The 18,143-nt window shown below is 43.6% G+C and carries 16 protein-coding genes and 1 riboswitch; of the genes, 11 read left to right on the top strand and 5 right to left on the bottom strand.

What is annotated here, in order from left to right; translation table 11 throughout:
• Nucleotides 1-10: 10 nt before the first annotated feature.
• A complete protein-coding gene (locus MHH46_RS21635) occupies nucleotides 11-442 on the top strand; it encodes a peptidylprolyl isomerase (protein ID WP_036676135.1) in 432 nt (143 codons plus the stop codon).
• 51 nt (nucleotides 443-493) lie between these two features.
• Here MHH46_RS21635 and MHH46_RS21630 read toward each other — a convergent pair whose 3' ends face one another.
• Nucleotides 494-1,249, bottom strand: a complete 756-nt coding sequence (locus tag MHH46_RS21630) for a TIGR02206 family membrane protein (protein WP_076192242.1) — start codon at nucleotides 1,247-1,249, stop codon at nucleotides 494-496.
• Between the two features lie 243 nt (nucleotides 1,250-1,492).
• Here MHH46_RS21630 and MHH46_RS21625 point away from each other — a divergent pair, with 243 nt between their 5' ends.
• Nucleotides 1,493-4,978, top strand: a complete 3,486-nt coding sequence (locus tag MHH46_RS21625) for a collagen binding domain-containing protein (RefSeq protein ID WP_076192239.1) — start codon at nucleotides 1,493-1,495, stop codon at nucleotides 4,976-4,978.
• An 85-nt stretch (nucleotides 4,979-5,063) separates the two neighbouring features.
• On the opposite strand, the gene MHH46_RS21620 is transcribed toward MHH46_RS21625, so the two are convergent.
• The 4 genes from MHH46_RS21620 to MHH46_RS21605 all read right to left on the bottom strand — a co-directional run bounded on the left by MHH46_RS21620 (nucleotide 5,064) and on the right by MHH46_RS21605 (nucleotide 9,907).
• Entirely contained in the window at nucleotides 5,064-6,566 is a 1,503-nt protein-coding gene (locus MHH46_RS21620) for a stalk domain-containing protein (RefSeq protein WP_076192237.1), read from the bottom strand.
• A 20-nt stretch (nucleotides 6,567-6,586) separates the two neighbouring features.
• A complete protein-coding gene (locus MHH46_RS21615; RefSeq protein WP_076192234.1) occupies nucleotides 6,587-7,966 on the bottom strand; it encodes an MBOAT family protein in 1,380 nt (459 codons plus the stop codon).
• 127 nt (nucleotides 7,967-8,093) lie between these two features.
• Entirely contained in the window at nucleotides 8,094-9,197 is a 1,104-nt protein-coding gene (locus tag MHH46_RS21610; RefSeq protein WP_076192231.1) for a cell wall metabolism sensor histidine kinase WalK, read from the bottom strand.
• Nucleotides 9,194-9,907, bottom strand: a complete 714-nt coding sequence (locus MHH46_RS21605; RefSeq protein WP_076192229.1) for a response regulator transcription factor — start codon at nucleotides 9,905-9,907, stop codon at nucleotides 9,194-9,196. Before MHH46_RS21605 ends, MHH46_RS21610 begins: the two co-directional genes overlap by 4 nt.
• 418 nt (nucleotides 9,908-10,325) lie before the next feature.
• Between MHH46_RS21605 and mscL the strand changes: the two genes are divergently transcribed.
• The 9 genes from mscL (at nucleotide 10,326) to ytfJ (ending at nucleotide 17,916) form a co-directional block, all read left to right on the top strand.
• Nucleotides 10,326-10,721: a large-conductance mechanosensitive channel protein MscL gene (mscL, locus tag MHH46_RS21600; RefSeq protein ID WP_076127447.1), complete on the top strand. Its 396-nt coding sequence runs from the start codon at nucleotides 10,326-10,328 to the stop codon at nucleotides 10,719-10,721.
• 192 nt (nucleotides 10,722-10,913) lie between these two features.
• A riboswitch (FMN riboswitch) is annotated at nucleotides 10,914-11,087 on the top strand.
• A gap of 219 nt (nucleotides 11,088-11,306) precedes the next feature.
• A complete protein-coding gene (gene ribD / locus MHH46_RS21595; protein WP_076127449.1) occupies nucleotides 11,307-12,407 on the top strand; it encodes a bifunctional diaminohydroxyphosphoribosylaminopyrimidine deaminase/5-amino-6-(5-phosphoribosylamino)uracil reductase RibD in 1,101 nt (366 codons plus the stop codon).
• 55 nt (nucleotides 12,408-12,462) lie between these two features.
• On the top strand, nucleotides 12,463-13,131 hold the full coding sequence (gene ribE, locus MHH46_RS21590; protein WP_076192226.1) for a riboflavin synthase: 669 nt from the start codon (nucleotides 12,463-12,465) through the stop codon (nucleotides 13,129-13,131).
• A 62-nt stretch (nucleotides 13,132-13,193) separates the two neighbouring features.
• Complete coding sequence (locus tag MHH46_RS21585; protein WP_076127453.1) at nucleotides 13,194-14,447, top strand: bifunctional 3,4-dihydroxy-2-butanone-4-phosphate synthase/GTP cyclohydrolase II; 1,254 nt, start codon at nucleotides 13,194-13,196, stop codon at nucleotides 14,445-14,447.
• A gap of 36 nt (nucleotides 14,448-14,483) precedes the next feature.
• Nucleotides 14,484-14,951, top strand: a complete 468-nt coding sequence (gene ribE / locus MHH46_RS21580; protein WP_036676377.1) for a 6,7-dimethyl-8-ribityllumazine synthase — start codon at nucleotides 14,484-14,486, stop codon at nucleotides 14,949-14,951.
• Nucleotides 14,952-15,087: 136 nt separating this feature from the next.
• Nucleotides 15,088-15,879 (top strand): ScpA family protein, encoded by a 792-nt coding sequence (locus tag MHH46_RS21575; protein ID WP_036676147.1) that lies wholly within the window; start codon nucleotides 15,088-15,090, stop codon nucleotides 15,877-15,879.
• Nucleotides 15,848-16,450, top strand: coding sequence for an SMC-Scp complex subunit ScpB (scpB, locus tag MHH46_RS21570; RefSeq protein WP_036676149.1), 603 nt, complete (start codon nucleotides 15,848-15,850; stop codon nucleotides 16,448-16,450). Before MHH46_RS21575 ends, scpB begins: the two co-directional genes overlap by 32 nt.
• A gap of 180 nt (nucleotides 16,451-16,630) precedes the next feature.
• Nucleotides 16,631-17,338, top strand: coding sequence for a DUF2953 domain-containing protein (locus MHH46_RS21565; RefSeq protein ID WP_076127459.1), 708 nt, complete (start codon nucleotides 16,631-16,633; stop codon nucleotides 17,336-17,338).
• A gap of 89 nt (nucleotides 17,339-17,427) precedes the next feature.
• Entirely contained in the window at nucleotides 17,428-17,916 is a 489-nt protein-coding gene (gene ytfJ, locus MHH46_RS21560) for a GerW family sporulation protein (protein ID WP_076127461.1), read from the top strand.
• Nucleotides 17,917-18,143: the final 227 nt, after the last annotated feature.

The raw sequence follows: 18,143 nt of genomic DNA, 5'->3' as shown, positions 1-18,143 counted from the left end.
TCATTTACATATGGCAAAGCAAGCGAAAATCACTCTAGAAAATGGCGGCGTAGTGCTGCTGGACTTGTTCGATCAAGATGCACCTAACACTGTAGCCAACTTTGAAAAGCTGGCAAAAGAAGGTTTCTACAACGGATTGACATTCCACCGTGTTATCCCTGGTTTCGTTGCTCAAGGCGGATGTCCTAACGGAACTGGCTCTGGCGGCCCAGGTTACACAATCAACTGCGAAATTAACCCAAACAAACATGAACGCGGAACACTTGCTATGGCACATGCAGGTAAGAACACAGGCGGAAGCCAGTTCTACATCTGCTACGCTCCACAACCACACTTGGATGGAGTACACACTGTGTTTGGTAAAGTAGTAGAAGGTATGGATCTTGTTGATGCTTTCAAAGGACGCGACAAAATGACTTCGGTAGAAATCATCGAAGCTTAAGATTTAATAGTTAAAAGCCAGTCTCCGAATGGGGCTGGCTTTTTTGTGTTGTTAAAGAATCCGCCTAACCTGTCTACGCCGTGAATTGCGCCGCTCTGGCAGCCAGAAGAATATCAAATACATAGCTAGAAACACAGTGAAGGCAAACAGCTCTTCAACAAGCAGGTAATAAGGATAAGGTCCAAAATAATCCAATACGGAATAGGTACTAGGTTTCTGGGATAGGAACATGTAGTTTGAGCCTAGGAAGTAATTAGCAGTCCAGATGCACGCAGCCACAATATTGAGGCCGAGCATGGTGATGAGTAAAGATCTCCAAGTCGGCTTGTAGCCCTCAATCCAGGTCATGTAAAGAGACGCCAGAATAATAGAACCATGAGCTATAAAAAACAGGAGAAAGCGGAAATGAGGGAACGGATAAACTAGGTTAGGGGTGAGCAACGCAATAAATGCTCCGCCGATCCCGGCAAAGTAGAGAAAGGAATAAAGGGTTCGACTGCGTGAAATTAACATGATAATAGACAGCAGTAGAGTGATTCCACAGAGCTCGAATGGTAATGAGGAGCTGGAGCGCCAGATGTTCTGAGCGATGTACCACATTTGCAGCCCGGCTTCTGAGACTACAAGTAGAATGATTAGCAGCAAACGCACGCTTTGCCGAAGTCTTGAATCTGTACGAATTTCAAACCGTAAACCATAGAGCAGTAGACAACTTAACGTAATGATAGACAGCGCAACCCAATGCGAAGAGGAGAACATGATGAAATCCTCCGCGTGCTGGCGATCAAAAAAAGATGAAAGCTGCATAGATGAACCTCCTTTGAACGTGAAAACATCCATCAAAAATAAAGTTTGAGAATTTTAATAATCTTGATTCTAGATATCCATAAAATGGGTATATATGTATATGTTCTGTCAACTCCACCGCATAAGGAAGACTTTTCATTATATTAACATAAGATGGGGCGTAGGGCGCGGAATTACATATGAAGCTTTTGAACATGCAGGGGTGGAAAACAATTAGAACAAGAAAATGGAGGCAACAGGAACATGTTTAAGAAAAAAATAAGTGTAATGGTCATTATTTTGATGCTTGTGGCCCAATATGCCTATGGCATCGGATTTGCTCCGCAAGTAAAAGCGGCTGCGATTGATGACGAAAGAAATATCATCACCAGTGTTTCAATGGCTGTTTACGGGCCAGATGGAATCACGGTCACGAACAGCGTATACGAACGAGATGCTAATGTTACCTTGGATTATAATTGGTCTCTTCCTAAAAATCATAATTACAAGCAAGGTGACACTTTTACTTTTCAGCTTCCAGAACAGTTCCAGTTATTTAATGATTTTAACGGACCGTTGGTCTCTGAGGATGGAGATGTAGGGAGCTTTGAAGTCAGGCAAATTTCACATGAAGTGATAATGACTTTTAATGACTACATAGAAACGCATGATGACGTGCAGGGAACGCTGCGGTTAAATACTAAATTCGATAAACAGCAAATCTCGGGCAGTACTATACAGAATATTTTATTTCCCGTGAGCGGCGGTATTCAGACAGTGACAGTAAATTTTAAACCAAGTGTTGGATCGACTATAGAGAAGAGAGGTATTGCCGAAGGTTTCAATGCGAACCAAATATTATGGACTGTTGATGTCAATAAGTCTTTGGAAGCCGTGGGGAATGCCATTGTGACGGACCCCATCCCTTCAGGCTTATCATTAAATACTCCAGTCACAGTGAGCGTGTATCAACTGAGCATTCAATTGGATGGTTCAGTAACGGAAGGAGCATTGCTCGACACAAGCAAATACTCTGCAGAGCTCTCCGGAGGGTCATTGATTGTCCGTTTTACGGAGCCTGTGATTAAAGAGGCTTACCGTATTGTATATTCCACAGGGATTACTAATGACCATCAGCTAAGCTTCACCAATACTGCAACTTTTTCAGGAGATGGGCAAGAGCCTGCCAGCTCCTCTGCCACAGTGAATGTAGAACGTGGAGGAAGCTTGAAAAAGTATTCCACAAGCTATGATGGGGGCAAGCAGATCATTTCCTGGGCAATTGAATATAACTACAATGAAAAGAACATCCCGCAAGGAAACGCTGTGTTAACAGATTTGTTCGATGATTCTCAAGAACTGGTAGCCGATTCGCTAAAAGTATATGCTGTGCAGCTGGATTCTTCCGGTGGTGCAACGTTAGGCAAGGTTTTGACAAAGGATGTTGACTACACGGTTGTTTCCACGTCAGACGTTCATAAGTCTGGGTTTGTATTGCAATTTGCACACGATGTTACTTCACCATATCGAATCGAATATAAGACAAAAGCGATAAAACGCGTGTTTGAGGATGCCACCATAACTAATACAGTATCTGATAGTACGTATAGTGATCAGGCTACCCGATTAATCCGGTCTTCCATTCTTTATAAGACTTTATCAACCGTAGATTATCAGAATAAAACATTAGGCTGGAAGGTCACATTGAATAGTGATAATTACCCGATGAGCCATGTAACAGTTACTGAATCCTTCCCATTTGGCGGCCTAAAGTTTATTCCAGAATCACTGGTGATTAGAAATCTGAATGGGAATGTTTTAAATCCAAATAACTATGATCTAGTGTACAACTCACCTGTCGAGCCTAATAAAGGCTTCAAGGTAGTGTTTAATTCACCGATATCTGGTCTTTATACGATTAGCTATACTACAGAATTTAACAAGGATTGGATTTGGGCTAAAACTGAAAATTTCAATAACAAAGTTCGGTTAGACTGGATGGACACTACTGAAGCCTTACGCACGATAGAAGCAGAAGGGTTATTCATTCCTAGACCTGAGGCGAAAAACAATGGATTTAAAGGGGGAGCCTACGATGCTTCAACTAAAAAAATTACTTGGACGATAGGCGCCAATTATAACGGCAAAACCCTCGAAGCTCCGGCGCTTGTTGATATTTTAAAATCAGGCCAGACCTTGGTTCCTGGTTCACTAAAAGTTTACACTATGAATATTGCAAAGAATGGTGACCCTACCAAGGGTACAGAAGTGAATCCTAATAAATATAGCTATAGCGTAAATAGCGTAAATAGCGTAAATAGCGATAATGAATTAAAGGTTATTTTTACAGATAAGATTAACTCCGCTTTCTACATTGAATTTAACACAAGTCTTGAAGGGCAAATAATAGGCACTACTATTGATAATAAAGCTAATCTCTATGATGGAACAAAAGTGGTTTCCAAAGATTTGACCGCCTCCGTAAAAATTCCTTTTGGAGAGGATTATGTGCTGAAGGACGGTACACAAAACGGGGATAAAATCGACTGGAGCCTGCAAATTAACCGGGGGCAGTCTACTGTAAAGGATGCTCTAATCAAAGATACTCCTAGTGCTAATCAAATTTTGCTGCAGAATTCATTCCATCTATATCCTACGGCTGTAGCTGTGAACGGAGATATCACGAAAAGCGGCCCTGAATTGATTCAGGGTATTGATTATAGCGTTGTTATCACAACGGATGCCGATGGAAAACAATCCTTTGAGTTAAGCTTTGCCTATGAAATCAGCAGGGCTTACATTCTCGAATATCAATCCCTGATTGTGGCTAACACTGGAGACAAAGTAATAAATACTGTACATTTCAGTGGTTTTAACGGCAGCGAAATAAGTAAAGAAACCTCTAAAGAAATTATTGTCGGGGTCTCCAGCGGTTCTGGCACAGGCAGCGGGGGAAGAGGCACTCTCAATATTAAGAAGCTAGATGCTGATGATAATTTAAAGGCGCTTGGTGATGCGACTTTTGCATTGTATCGACTAAATGGCACGGAACGTGTACTGATTAACAGTCTAACTACAGATGCAGAGGGTACAGCTACATTTAATAAAATATGGCTGGGTAACTATGTATTGGTGGAGACAGCAGCTCCAAATGGTTACGTGCTCGATACATCCGAGCATCCAGTGGAGATTCGTTCCTCGTCAGCGATTCAACTGGTGATTACGAATCAAAAAGCAGTAGAGCCCACGCCTACGGTAACGCCAGAACCAACCGGTGCTCCAACAACAACACCAGAACCAACCGTAACACCTGCACCATCAACAACGCCAGCACCGACGGTTTCTCCATCACCAGAAGCGACTGCTGCACCTACACCAATCCCTACAAGCAGCACATCTGGAGGTTCGGTGGTACCCACGTCTACAAGCTCGCCCGTACCCGAAGTAATTATTAATGATCCAGCTGTTCCTGCTGGTCCTGGAAATGCGGCCGATCTAGGATCCGCTACATCAACCGATGAGGGAACTCCTGAGCAAGAGATTACCGAAGAAGAAATTCCATTAGGAGAAGTTGATATCGACGATGAAGAAGTACCAAAAGGTACAGTGAACAATAGCACTTCGGTTGCTCCTCAGCTGCCGAAGACAGGTGAGAACAGTCCTTTGCCTCTGTATCTGTTGGGAATAGGGTTGATAACCATAGGATTTGTTATGAACCGAGTATTTAGACGTAGAGGTAAAACAGAGTGATCGAGATTAGTGTGATTTGAGATTTTTATGCAAAAGCACCCAGCATGATAAATGCCGGGTGCTTTTATGCTTTTTTTTGAAAATTTTATGGCTGATGCTTAAGTGTACCGGCGTTATCTGAGGTGCTTAGGTTATACCGCAGCCATTCGCCTTCCTTTTCACTTGAGACATTCCAGCCGAGCTGTTCCGCAACAAAGGCTAGCGGGACTAAAACTTTTCCTCCTGCCAGTAGCGGCGCAGCATCAATGGTGAGAGCTTTCCCGTTCACGAGTGTTTTGACACTGCCCACTGTCATAGTAACGGTGTTCTCGGCGGAAGTAAGCGATACAGTTTTAGTGGCCGCATCCCACGTTATGGATGCACCCAGGGCTGTCCCGATATCTTTGGCGGGCAGCCATAATTCTTTATTTCCTTGCACTAAACGGATGTTAAGTGCTAGTGGTAATCCATTTACTTGTACACTGCTGCGATAAACTTTTCCGCTATTATCCATAACGGCGCTTTCCGCCTGTGATTCCAGCGAGCTATTAAGCGCCTTTGTGTTGCTGGAAGTTACCCGATATTTGGAATTGTCCTGTCCGATAGCTTCTGCTATCCACGTGTTAACCTCACCATTATGATGGCTTAAATCCTTATAGAGGTCTAGATTGAATGTCCAATCCGCTTCGGCTTGGAAATCGTATAGCTTCACATTTGGAAACTGTTCAAATTGCTCGAATATCCATTGCCGCATGACAAGCTGATTGTTAAAGCGAACGGGATTACTGGCGAACCAAGCGACCTGACGCATAACGCTGTAGGGTGGGTAGTAGAAATAAAACTGGACATCGGGATATTCCTCCAGCAGAGGACGGATATACGTATTAAAATAGCCCTTTACTTGCTCAATGCTTTCCTCGTTAGTACCGTAATCCAGCTCCTTGTCACAAGCCATTAGGTAAGATTCTGCAACGTATTGCTTGCCAAACACTACTTTGTTATCCCAGTTGTATAAATATTCCAAATTCTGTTTAGCTTCACCACTCAGGTTGTTTTTGATGCTGCTTATTAATTGTTTAAATACAGATGAATTGAACCAGTATTTGTAGTCGGTCCATAGTTTGCCGTCATACAGATAGTCAGGGAAATCTTCCTCATCTTCGGCTGTGGCGAGTTTCAAAGAGAAATAATCCAAACCCCAGAGCACTTGTTTTACTTTGCCTGTCTCCAAGGCAAGTTTGGCAATTTTATAATGCTCATCGACCGTGGATCCTTCCATAGATAACTTTAAGGTTGTCCCACCTAAGCTGGCATCTACTTGAGAGGGAAGAAAGTTCTCTGTCATAGACGTGCCGATGATAATATTGTCGTAGTCGTAATTTTTAGCTAAACCTGGATTCTGATAACGTTCTTCTTCTGACAAGAGTGGGGTATACCACGATGGACGGTGATAGAATTGTAATGGGTCGATAAAAGCAGTAATCAGCGCCGTTAGAAGCGCTAACAAGCTAAAACAAAGCAGGAAATAACCTATGAAACGTTTCGATTTAGTATGAATCCCGGGGGATTTACGTGGGTTGTTATTATTCTGAAGCCGTGATGCAAGCATCATCATTCCTCCTTACAGTTCTAGAAGTTAAAGTATAAAAAGGTTGTAATTCGGTTGAAGAATAACAGCGAGAACATAATGATAAATGCCATCACAAATGCTGTTTTCCAGCTATACTGAAAATTACGTTTGTTCAACAGATGAAGAGGATTCCAGAGAATGATCGTCATTAAGATGAGAATCAGGATGATTGCCCATTTAAGCGATTCAATAGATTGCAAAGATACCCCGTTAAGCCCACTCATCCCTTTCAACAAACGAAATGCCTGCGATATATGTTCTGCACGGAAAAATACCCATGTGATGTTCACAAATATGAAAGTCAGCAACCATGATAACCATTTGGGAAGGGAGAACCCCCAGCGTCCCCAACATTTCTCTACAGCTTGTCCTACTCCATGCAAGAGCCCCCACAGGATGAATAGCCAACCCGCACCGTGCCAGAAACCACCGAGCAGAAAAGTAATAATGACATTTCGGATCGAAATCCAGAAGCTTTTCCGGTTGCCGCCAAGTGGAATGTAGATATAATCTCTAAGAAAATGGCTGAGCGTAATATGCCAGCGTCTCCAGAAATCGCGGATGCTTACGGCTCGGTAGGATTCATTGAAATTTTGCGGCAGATGGATGTTGAACAGCAGTGCTATTCCAATCGCCATATCGGTATAGCCGCTGAAATCATAGTAGATTTGTAAGGTATAGGAAAGGATAGCCACCCATGAATCTACAAAATATGTTGCCGCTGCAAAACCGTTATCAGCATAACCAGCTAGGGTATCCGCTAGGATGACTTTTTTTCCTAATCCGATGCTGAAGAAGAGGGTCCCCTTCCGTATGTTGTTCCAATTCCAAACCTTATTTCGCAGTTTATCGAATTGGGGCATCATATCCTTGTGATGAAGGATAGGACCGGAGATCAGATGCGGGAAAAAAGTCACAAATAGCGTGTAATTCAAAAGATTGTACTCACGCGCTTGGTTCCGGTAAACATCAACGAGGTAGGCGATTTGTGTAAAGGTAAAGAAACTTATGCCTAAAGGCAATATAAGATGGTGCAAAGAAAGGTTGCTTGCGGTCACCTCATTCCAATTTTCTATAAAAAAATCCGTGTATTTGTAATAGCCTAGTAATAGAATATTTGTGCTTAAGCTAAAGATTAGCAGCGGCCGGCGACGCTTAGCTGTTGTGGTATGAATGAAATGGCTCATAACATAGTTAAATAAGATGGATATCAAGATTAGAGGGACATATTTTATGTTCCAATACCCGTAAAAAACTAAAGAGGCGAGGGTAAGCCATACCTTAGCACAGAGTGTGAGACGAAGACGATTCAGAATAAAATATCCGGCCAGCACGATAGGCAGAAAACCAAACATAAAGGGATACGAATTAAATAGCATAACAACAATCCTCACTTATAGCAGATTTAGTATGAAATCACTATAAGTCAGAGATCTTAAGGCTTTATGTTATGAATTCTTATCATTTTCTTAATGGTTGAGATTGTACAAAAAATCCCCGCAAGCATCATTCGCTCACAGGGAAAGAGGTTTCAAATTCAGTTTGTTTGCGTGTGCTTTTGGCTGTAATGGTTCCGCCGTGAAGCTCTGCAATACTCTTGGCTATGGCGAGCCCTAAGCCACTTCCGCCTGTCTCTCGGGAGCGGGATTTATCGACACGATAAAAGCGTTTAAATAAGTGGGGGAGGTCGGATGCAGGGATAGGAGTACCGTAATTCGTACATAGAGCAACTATTCTATCGTCTTTTCTAACAACAGAAATGTCTAGAATTTTTCCTTCCTTTCCGTATCTTACGGCATTGGTAAATAGGTTCTCATACAATCGCACCAGCTCGTCCGCATCTCCGTTGATAATCAGAGGAGCTGTATCCGTATGAATGCGGTAGGTCATATCTGCTTGTTCCAGTACGGGTGCAAATTCTTCAATCAGCTGTTCGAGCAGCTTGCCGAGATCTACAGGCTCAATATTTAGCGGTAATCCGCTGCTGCTGACGCGAGTGTATTCAAATAAATCGTCGATTAGCTTTTTAAGAGTCAAAGATTTCTCATAGGCAATATTCACATAATAACGCAGCTCAACCTCGTTTTTATAACGATCCTTCTCCACATATTCAAGGAATCCGAGAACAGAGGTTAGTGGGGTTCGGAGGTCATGGGACACACCTGTGATTAGGTCGTTTTTGGCTTTTGCAGCGGCTCGTTCTTCCTCTATAGCAGATTTTAGCTTGCCAGCCATAGTGTTCATATTTTCAGCGAGCTTTCCGAGTTCATCCGTACCTGTTACCGGCACCGTGAAAGATAAATTGCCATCCGCAATGGCCTGAACTCCGCTCGTAATGTTATGAAGATTCTTAGTTGTATTTCTGGACAGCTTTAGGATGAAAAAAATAAATAAAGGAATCCCTATAAGAATCACAACTGGCGTTGATCCAATGGTATTGATCACCCAGAGAATGAGTCTGACTCCCCAAAAGGAGCGTGAAGGATTTAACCACAGCAATAGTGAAGTGCCATAATAGCCGCCCATTAAGATTAAAGCGGTGAGTGCTAGGCTCGTTAAGCTGAAGCCAACTATTTTCCAGGATAGGGTATCGAATCGTTTAAAGTTCAACTAGAAGGACCTCCTTTTTCCAGTTTGTAGCCAACGCCCCATACCGTTTTTAAGTATTGTGGTTTACGCGGATTTTCTTCTATTTTTTCTCTGATTTTACGAATATGCACCATAAGTGTATTGTTGCTTTCCAGGAATTGTTCTTTCCATACTTTGGCGTAGATCTGCTCCATGCTTAGGACTTGTCCCTTATTACGGGCGAGCAGCTCTAGAATCGCAAATTCTCGCGGGGTAAGCTTAACGGGCTGATCATCCACACTTACTTCATGCGTAACCGAATTAATAACCAGACCATCAATGATGATTTCATCCTGTTTGGCGGCGTTTAGATCTGCCATGTAATTTCGAGTTCTGCGCAGCTGGGATTTAACACGGGCAACTAACTCCAGCGGACTAAAAGGTTTCGTAACATAATCATCTGCACCTACGCTTAGTCCGGTGATTTTATCAAGTTCCTGCCCTTTAGCAGATAACATGATGATCGGAAATTTTTGCGTTTCACGAATTTTAATACAAGCCTCAATGCCGTCCATATTAGGCATCATGATATCAAGAACCATGAGGTCTATAATCTCTTTATTGATAATTTCGAGTGCTTCCAGCCCGTCTTTGGCAGTTAACAGCCGGTAACCCTCGTTCTCCAGATAGATCTGCATTAGTTTAATAATCTCGGCTTCGTCGTCCACCAATAGCAGCGTTGCGTTGTGCATTTCTCAGCGTCCTTTCTTGCTTGTAAAGCGCAATTCTTGCTATAAGAAGTATACAACATTTTCTTGTTTGGAAGCCTCATTTGAAGACCAGTGAAGGCAAAGGTACTGTATAGCAGCTAATAAATTAGTGGAATAAAAGACCAAATCCCCCACAGCATTATGCCAGTTTGGTTTTTCCTTTTAGTTTGCTCTGATCGCTGTACCTCAATCCATGTGTTGATTTGTAGATAATACATTTTCAGCCATGGCTCTATCATGTAAGAAATAATTCTTAAACTTTATTTAACAGGAAACTTCTTAACAGCGGTGGCAGATAAAAGTAAAGGGAAACTTAATAGTTTCTTAACAAGTCTTAAGAAATAGGAAGCTACTATGCTATAATAATTTCAAATTATATATGTTGGGGGTTATTTGGTATATGTGGAAAGAATTTAAAGCTTTTGCCTTAAAAGGAAATGTTCTTGATTTAGCGGTTGCGGTCATTATTGGAGCTGCATTCGGAAAGATTGTAACTTCATTAGTAAATGACATTATTATGCCAATTGCAGGTTTGCTTACGGGTGGTATAGATTTAAAGGACCGGGTGCTTGAAGTCACTACGGACCTGAAAATACCTTACGGACTATTTTTACAATCGGTTGTTGATTTCTTTATTATTTCCTTCTCTATCTTTCTGGTGATTAAGCTCGCCAATAAATTTCAGCGCAAAGAAGCCGTTAAAGTTGAAGTGGTAGAGACTCCAGCACCTGCAGAGGATATCGTGCTGCTTACGGAAATTCGTGATCTTTTGAAACAACAAGAACGTGGTTTGTAATCCTGAAATATAACCAAGAAGCGCCAGGAGTCCTTGTCCTGGCGCTTCTTGGTTTCCTTTTATAAACTCAGTACAATCTATAATCTAGTTACAAATTTTAAGTAAATATAATAAACGCACTTGCATTTCACTGGTGTAAGTGATAATTTTGTTAGTAAGGAAAACTTGAATCTCAATTAAATAAAGGATCAATCAATCCTTCAGGGCAGGGTGTAATTCCCTACCGGCGGTGATGCTGTTGTAGAAATAACTTATTCAGTTTATCTACAGTGCTCAGTCCGCTACCCGGCTCGCGTTGTTGACGCGAACGGTGGACCTGGTGAAATTCCGGGACCGACAGTATAGTCTGGATGGAAGAAGGAGAGGTTAACCGCTTGTCTGCAATGGACTGGCGGACCGCAGTGTTTTCATATAATCATGTGCGATATTTCACAATACCCGTCAATTGACGGCTATTTAAGCACACTTTTATTTGGACTGCCGATGAACTCTCGCATAACCCATCTTGAACTCCTCCTGGAGAATGAGATGGGTTTTTCTGTTTTTTTTAGCTTAAGAATTGACAGCAGTGGATAGGAGGAAGAGATGGACAACATGAATGATGAGTTTTATATGTCGCTAGCACTGGACATGGCCGAACGTGCCCAAGGACAGACGGGAATTAACCCTGTTGTTGGCTGCGTTGTGGTGAAGAATGGAGCAATGATTGGACTCGGAACTCATTTACAGCGAGGTACGGGGCATGCCGAGGTGCACGCCTTGAATATGGCAGCTGGGCAGGCACAGGGCAGTACGGCATATGTCACACTAGAACCGTGCAGCCATTATGGAAAAACTCCACCTTGCAGCCAAAGGCTGATCGATGAAGGGGTAGCTAGGGTTGTAGTTGCTTGTGAAGACCCCAACCCCCAGGTGGCAGGAAGAGGAATCCAAATGCTGCGTGACCAAGGGATTGAGGTCGAAGTCGGTTTGTTGCGTGATCGCGCGCTTCGATTGAATGAGCGTTTTATCAAATATATTTTGACAAAACAACCTTTTGTTACGCTGAAGAGTGCAAGTACACTTGATGGCAATCTAGCTACCAAATCTGGTGACAGTAAATGGATTTCGAATGGGGAAGCGCGGGAGATCGTACATACGCTGCGGCATCGGCATCAGGGCATCATGGTCGGTGTGAATACAGTGATTGCTGATAATCCCTCTCTGACAACAAGAACAGAAGTGCCTGGCATTAACCCGACGCGGATCATCATTGATTCCGGGCTACGTATTCCTCTGGATTCGGCAGTTGTATGTGATGGTCAAGCGCCTACACTTATTGTAACAACCGATGCTGCAGATCCTGCTAAAAAGGCTGCACTGCTGGAAGCAGGCGTTCAAATCGTTGTGTGCGGAGCAGGTCCAAGAGTGGATTTGAAGGCGGCCATGATATCCCTTGGCGAAATGGAGATAGGCTCTATTTTACTGGAAGGCGGGGGGACGCTGAATGGTGCGATGCTGGAGAGCGGGCTAGTGGATCGTGTGATTCTCTTCTTCGCTCCAAAAATTGTTGGCGGTGGCACAGAAGCGAAAGGGACTTTCGTATTTCCGGGTGTAGAGCTGATGAAGGATGCGATCTCACTTGAAGGATTGGAAGTAAAAGTGCTAGGAGATAATGTATGTATCAGCGGTACTCCGGTACGCTAACAAAAGCTATGCAAGAAGTGAATTTGAGGAAGTAATGCTTTTTAGGAGGGATATCATGTTCACCGGATTAATTGAAGAGGTTGGTGTTTTGCGCAGTGTCTCCGCCGGTGGGGAAATGATGGTGCTGAATATTGCCGCTTCGGTCATCATGGATGATCTAAAAATCGGTGACAGTGTGTCCGTCAATGGGGTTTGTCTCACGGCGACAACTTTGGGCGATCATTCCTTTACAGTGGATGTAATGCCGCAGACCTACCGGAATAGCAATCTGAAGGAGCTGAAGCCCGGCAGCCGGATGAATCTGGAACGAGCGATGGCAGCCGGCGGGCGTTTTGGAGGGCATATTGTCCAAGGACATGTTGATGGCACTGCCATTATTAAGAGTGTAAAACGTGATCAGAATGCTGTTGTATTCGAGATTGCACCGGATCGTAAATCACTATTTAAATATATTATCCCCAAGGGATCGATCACGATCGACGGCATTAGTTTAACTGTAGTGAAGACTACAGCCACATCGCTTGCAGTGTCCATTATTCCGCATACGTTAGGGGAAACAGTTCTGACGCACAAACGGGCCGGGGATAGTGTAAATATCGAGTGTGATGTACTTGGCAAATATGTAGATCATTTATTGCATTATGGCTCAGCCGCCCAAGATGAAGAAGGCGAGAGCCGCTCCAGGATTAGTCATGATTTTTTGGCGGCGAACGGGTTTGTTTAAATAAAGAGTTTGCTTACGAAGAAGGGAATAATCTTTCGTAAAGCTTTTAGGAGGATAGGATCATGAGCGAGCAATCGAAAAAGGAAAGTGTCTTGGATCCGATTGAAGAAGCAATATATGACTTAATGCGCGGTAAAGTCATCATTGTAGTGGATGATGAAGATCGTGAGAATGAAGGGGATTTTATAGCCCTTGCTGAACGTGCGACACCAGAGGTCATCAATTTTATGATTACTGAGGGACGTGGATTGGTTTGTATGCCTATTACCCAAGAGCGTGCGGCAGAACTTGAACTGCAAGCTATGGTAACCCACAATACCGATAATCACGGTACGGCTTTTACCGTATCTGTTGACCATAAAGATACAACCACTGGAATCTCTGCGGGGGAAAGATCTTTGACCGTTAAAGCCATGATCGATCCAAAAGCGAAACCTGCTGATTTCCGCAGACCGGGGCATATGTTCCCGCTGATTGCGAAAAAAGGTGGCGTTCTGCGCCGCTCCGGACATACGGAGGCTGCTGTTGATCTAGCGCGGATGTGTGGCGCTTATCCAGCCAGTGTCATTTGCGAGATTATCAAGGAAGATGGCTCAATGGCCCGCTTACCTGATCTAATCGAAATAGCCCGCAAGCATGATCTTAAGCTGATCAGTATCAAGGATCTTATTCATTATCGCAACGAAAAAGAACAACTCGTCACACGCGAAGTGTCTGTACGACTTCCTACCGATTTTGGAGATTTCCAGACCATTGCTTATACAAATGAAGTGGATGATAAAGAGCATGTAGCTTTGGTAAAAGGCGATATTTCCGGCGATGAGCCAGTGCTTGTACGTGTACATTCCGAATGCTTGACTGGTGATGTATTCCACTCCCATCGCTGTGATTGCGGCCCGCAATTTGAAGCTGCACTGCGGCAGATCGAAACTGCCGGTAGGGGCGTGTTACTCTATATGCGCCAAGAAGGCAGAGGCATTGGCCTTATCAATAAGCTTCGGGCTTACAAGCTGCAAGAGGAAGGTCTTGACACTGTAGATGCGAATCTAAAGCTTGGTTTTCCAGCAGATTTACGTGACTATGGAATTGGAGCACAGATTCTGAAGGATCTGGGTGTGCGCCAAATCCGTCTGCTCACGAACAACCCGCGTAAGATCAAAGGGCTGGAGGGTTATGGGTTGGAAGTCGTTGAGCGCGTGCCGATACAAATGCCGGAGAACAAGGACAACACCAATTATCTCCACACGAAGCAAGCGAAGCTTGGTCATATGCTGTCTTTTGACGATATTGAACAAAATGAGGATTCGAAAGCTTAACCATACATTATAAAAAACGAAGGGTAGATGATGGATATGCCAAAATATTTAGAAGGTCACTTAGTTTCTGAGGGGTTAAAATACGGAGTTGTTGTAGGACGTTTTAATGAATTTATTACCAGCAAGCTTCTGTCAGGTGCACTTGATGCCTTTAAACGCCATGGTGTTGGTGATGATGAAGTGGATGTTGCTTGGGTTCCAGGGGTATTTGAAATTCCGTTGATCGCGCAAAAAATGGCTGAAAGCGGCAAATACGACGCTGTAATCACCTTAGGAACGGTTATCCGTGGTTCCACTACACACTATGATTATGTATGTAATGAAGTTGCCAAAGGAGTAGCCGCTATCAATCTTAAGACCGGCGTGCCGACCATTTTTGGTGTAGTTACTACTGAAAATATTGAACAGGCCATCGAGCGTTCAGGAACCAAAGCAGGCAATAAAGGCTGGGATGCTGCGACTGCTGCGATTGAAATGGCGAATCTTAACAAGCTGTTTAAGTAAGTCAGCTATTGACGAATCAGTCGAATTCGTGCTTATTTATAGTATAAGAAGAAAGCATGGATTATAAGAGCCCTTTCTACTTGTGTAGCGTCCAGACGGGCGCTGCACTTTACTTTTTTTGGCGGGAGGATGCTTCGTGACTGTATTGTACAAGCTGGAGACGTTTGAAGGTCCGCTGGATCTGCTCTTGCATTTAATTGATAAGGCGGAAATCGACATCCAGGACATTCCGGTCGCCGAGATCACCGAACAGTATATGGAATACCTGCGTAGCATGCAGGAGCTTGAATTGGATATTACGAGTGAATTTCTCGTGATGGCCGCTACCCTTTTATCTATAAAGAGCAAGCTATTGCTGCCCAAACCACCGGTCATTGAGATCGATGATTTTGAATATTACGAAGAGGATGAATTTGATCCACGAGCTGAACTTGTTCAGCGACTGATTGAGTATCGTAAGTTCAAGAGTATTGCTGTACATTTAATGGATATGGAGAGCGAGCGGAGCTTGATTTTTACGAAGGAGCCTGAGGATTTGGGTCCATTCGTGCCAGAAGAGATTGATCAAACGCTAAAAGGACTACATACCTCAGACTTAATAGCCGCTTTTCGTAAAGCGCTAAGTAAGGCTGCCAGAAGGTCTTCTTACCAGCGGATCACCCGGGATGAAATATCGGTAAAAGATCGTATACGTGATGTATCAGATGCGCTGCAGCGCAGAGGAACAGGCGGTAAGCTGCATTTCTCGGCACTGCTTCACGATGAAATGGCACGGCACGAAATCGTAGTTACTTTTCTTGCGATTCTGGAACTGATGAAAATGAAGGCGATTTTTTGCTACCAAGAGAAATTGTTTGATGACATCGTAATGGAGTGGAGAGGAGGAGAACACTTCAATGGATTACAAAACGCTGAAATCGATTATTGAAGGCCTGCTGTTTCTATCAGGGGATGAAGGAATCTCCGTACGCCAAGTGGCTGAAATTACGGAACAGCGCCCAGAGCTTGCGGCCGGAGCCTTAGAGGAACTAAAAGAAGATTATGTAGCACAGGAGCGGGGCTTACAGGTAGTGCAAATTGCCGGGAATTATCGGCTGGCTACATTGCCTGATCATGCCCACTATTTTGAGCGTCTGGCCTATTCACCATCCAGATCAACCTTGTCTCAGGCTGCCTTAGAGACTCTCGCAATCGTGGCTTATCGCCAACCGATTACGCGGGTGGAGATTGAAGAGATCCGGGGTGTGAAGTCGGAACGCGCAATTCATACGCTGAATAACAAGGATTTGATTCATGAGGTTGGTCGTGCGGAAGCGGTAGGCCGGCCAATTTTGTACGGGACGACTAAATCCTTCTTGGAGAGCTTTGGTCTTGCCAGTCTAAAGGATCTGCCGGAACCGACAAATTTTGAGTCCACGGATAATTTGGAAGAAGAGACACAGCTATTGTTCAATAAGCTGGATACTCAAATGACTTTTGAGGATGTCGAGCTGCCTTAGTTCGTACGAGAACGCTAATAATTGTATTGAAGGGACTGCCCTTAAACCATTTATGTGGTTTGGGACAGTCCCTATTTTATTTAAGCTCATATTTTTTATGCAAACCCCGAATTTTTTCCAGCTTAAATTGCCATACTAAACCAAAGGTTCCCATTATTAAGGTTTCTTGGAGGTAAATACGTGACGTTATGGCTTGCAATTCCCCTTGTTTTGCTTGTACTGGCACTGATCCTGGTCCTGTCTTCATCTATCGATTTCCGCATACGGTGTTATAAACATGGAAAAAATGACCTGCTCGAATTAGATGTTACCTCTCTTTTTGGTTTGATAAAGCTTCACTATGAACTTCCCCAATTGGTCTTTAAGGGATTGGAGCAGGGTGTGTGGGGAAAGTTTAAAGAGACAGGGACTGCGACGACAGGTGTAGATACCGTAAAAGAAGAGATATTTGATAAAGAAAGAGTAATGCACTGGCGCGCCAATGTTAACCAAGCTGTGAAATCTACACGCGGCTTGAAGGAATGGTTAAAAGAGACTGTAGCTCATGTCAAAATATCAAAGCTCGATTGGTCCACCGATTTCTCTCTTGGTGATGCAGCAGACACTGCGACCGCATCGGGAGCGGTTTGGGGCCTGAAGTGGAGTATTGTTGGTTTTATTTCGCAGTGGGTAAAATTGCAGCAGCATCCTCGAATTTTTGTTAAGCCTGTTTTTGAAGATGAGCTTTGTTTTGCAATGGAGTTTGTCTGTAAGGGGAAAATGTCAGTCGGCTATACTTTGTATGCCTTAATGCGACTATCTCGGCGTGTCTTGCGTGAAAAAGGCGGGATCGGCCATTGGAGAAATCTGCTGAAACAGATGCGTCAGGAGCCACACGGGAAAGTTTAAAATGAAAGTTACATACAAATGGGCGGATGTGGGGATGATATACGCTGTAGAAGAAAGAGAAATCGTACTCAATTAAAGGAGGAAACAATATGAGCGACCATCCTATTCAAGGCCTAATGCAAACAGCGATGGAAAATATCAAGGGTATGGTAGATGTGAATACCATTGTCGGTGATCCAGTACAAACCCCTGACGGCAGCATTATCCTGCCTATCAGTAAAGTTGCCTTTGGATTTGCTGCTGGTGGTAGTGATTATCGAGTAGAAGATTCTATAAGTGGTTCAAGCTCCCAAGGTGGAGTCAAAATGCTTCCATTTGGTGGAGGTAGCGGGGGAGGCGTCTCCATTCGACCGATCGCTTTTTTAGTGGTAGGTAAGGATGGAGTGAATATTGTCCCTCTGGACAATCAAACGCACCTATTCGAAAAAATCATCGATGCAACACCAGGGCTCATCGACAAAATTCAAACGATGTTCCAAACCGGCAATGCTGCAGCTCAAACGCCGCCAACACCTGCCACACCGGCAGCAGCACCTGTTAAAACCGATCCAAGTACATCTCAATCTTCAACTCATTAGGTACACATAATTCTACAAATAGCCTCGGGGATATCGCCATACACAGGCGGTGTCCCTTTTTTGACGTGCCAGAAAGTATATTTTGATCCCCAAATTACCTGAGAATGTATCGAAGCAAAGCCTCACGTTGTGGGGATATTTTGTGTGGAACATCCTAAGGAGTGGACATACCCTAAGGCTGGTCCGCATACACTTGTACAACATAAACACTTTTACTTAAGATCCGA

It is taken from the genome of Paenibacillus sp. FSL H8-0175, assembly GCF_045040615.1.
Lineage (GTDB): Bacteria > Bacillota > Bacilli > Paenibacillales > Paenibacillaceae > Paenibacillus_AQ > Paenibacillus_AQ odorifer.
This window is presented reverse-complemented; position numbering and strand designations above follow the sequence as displayed.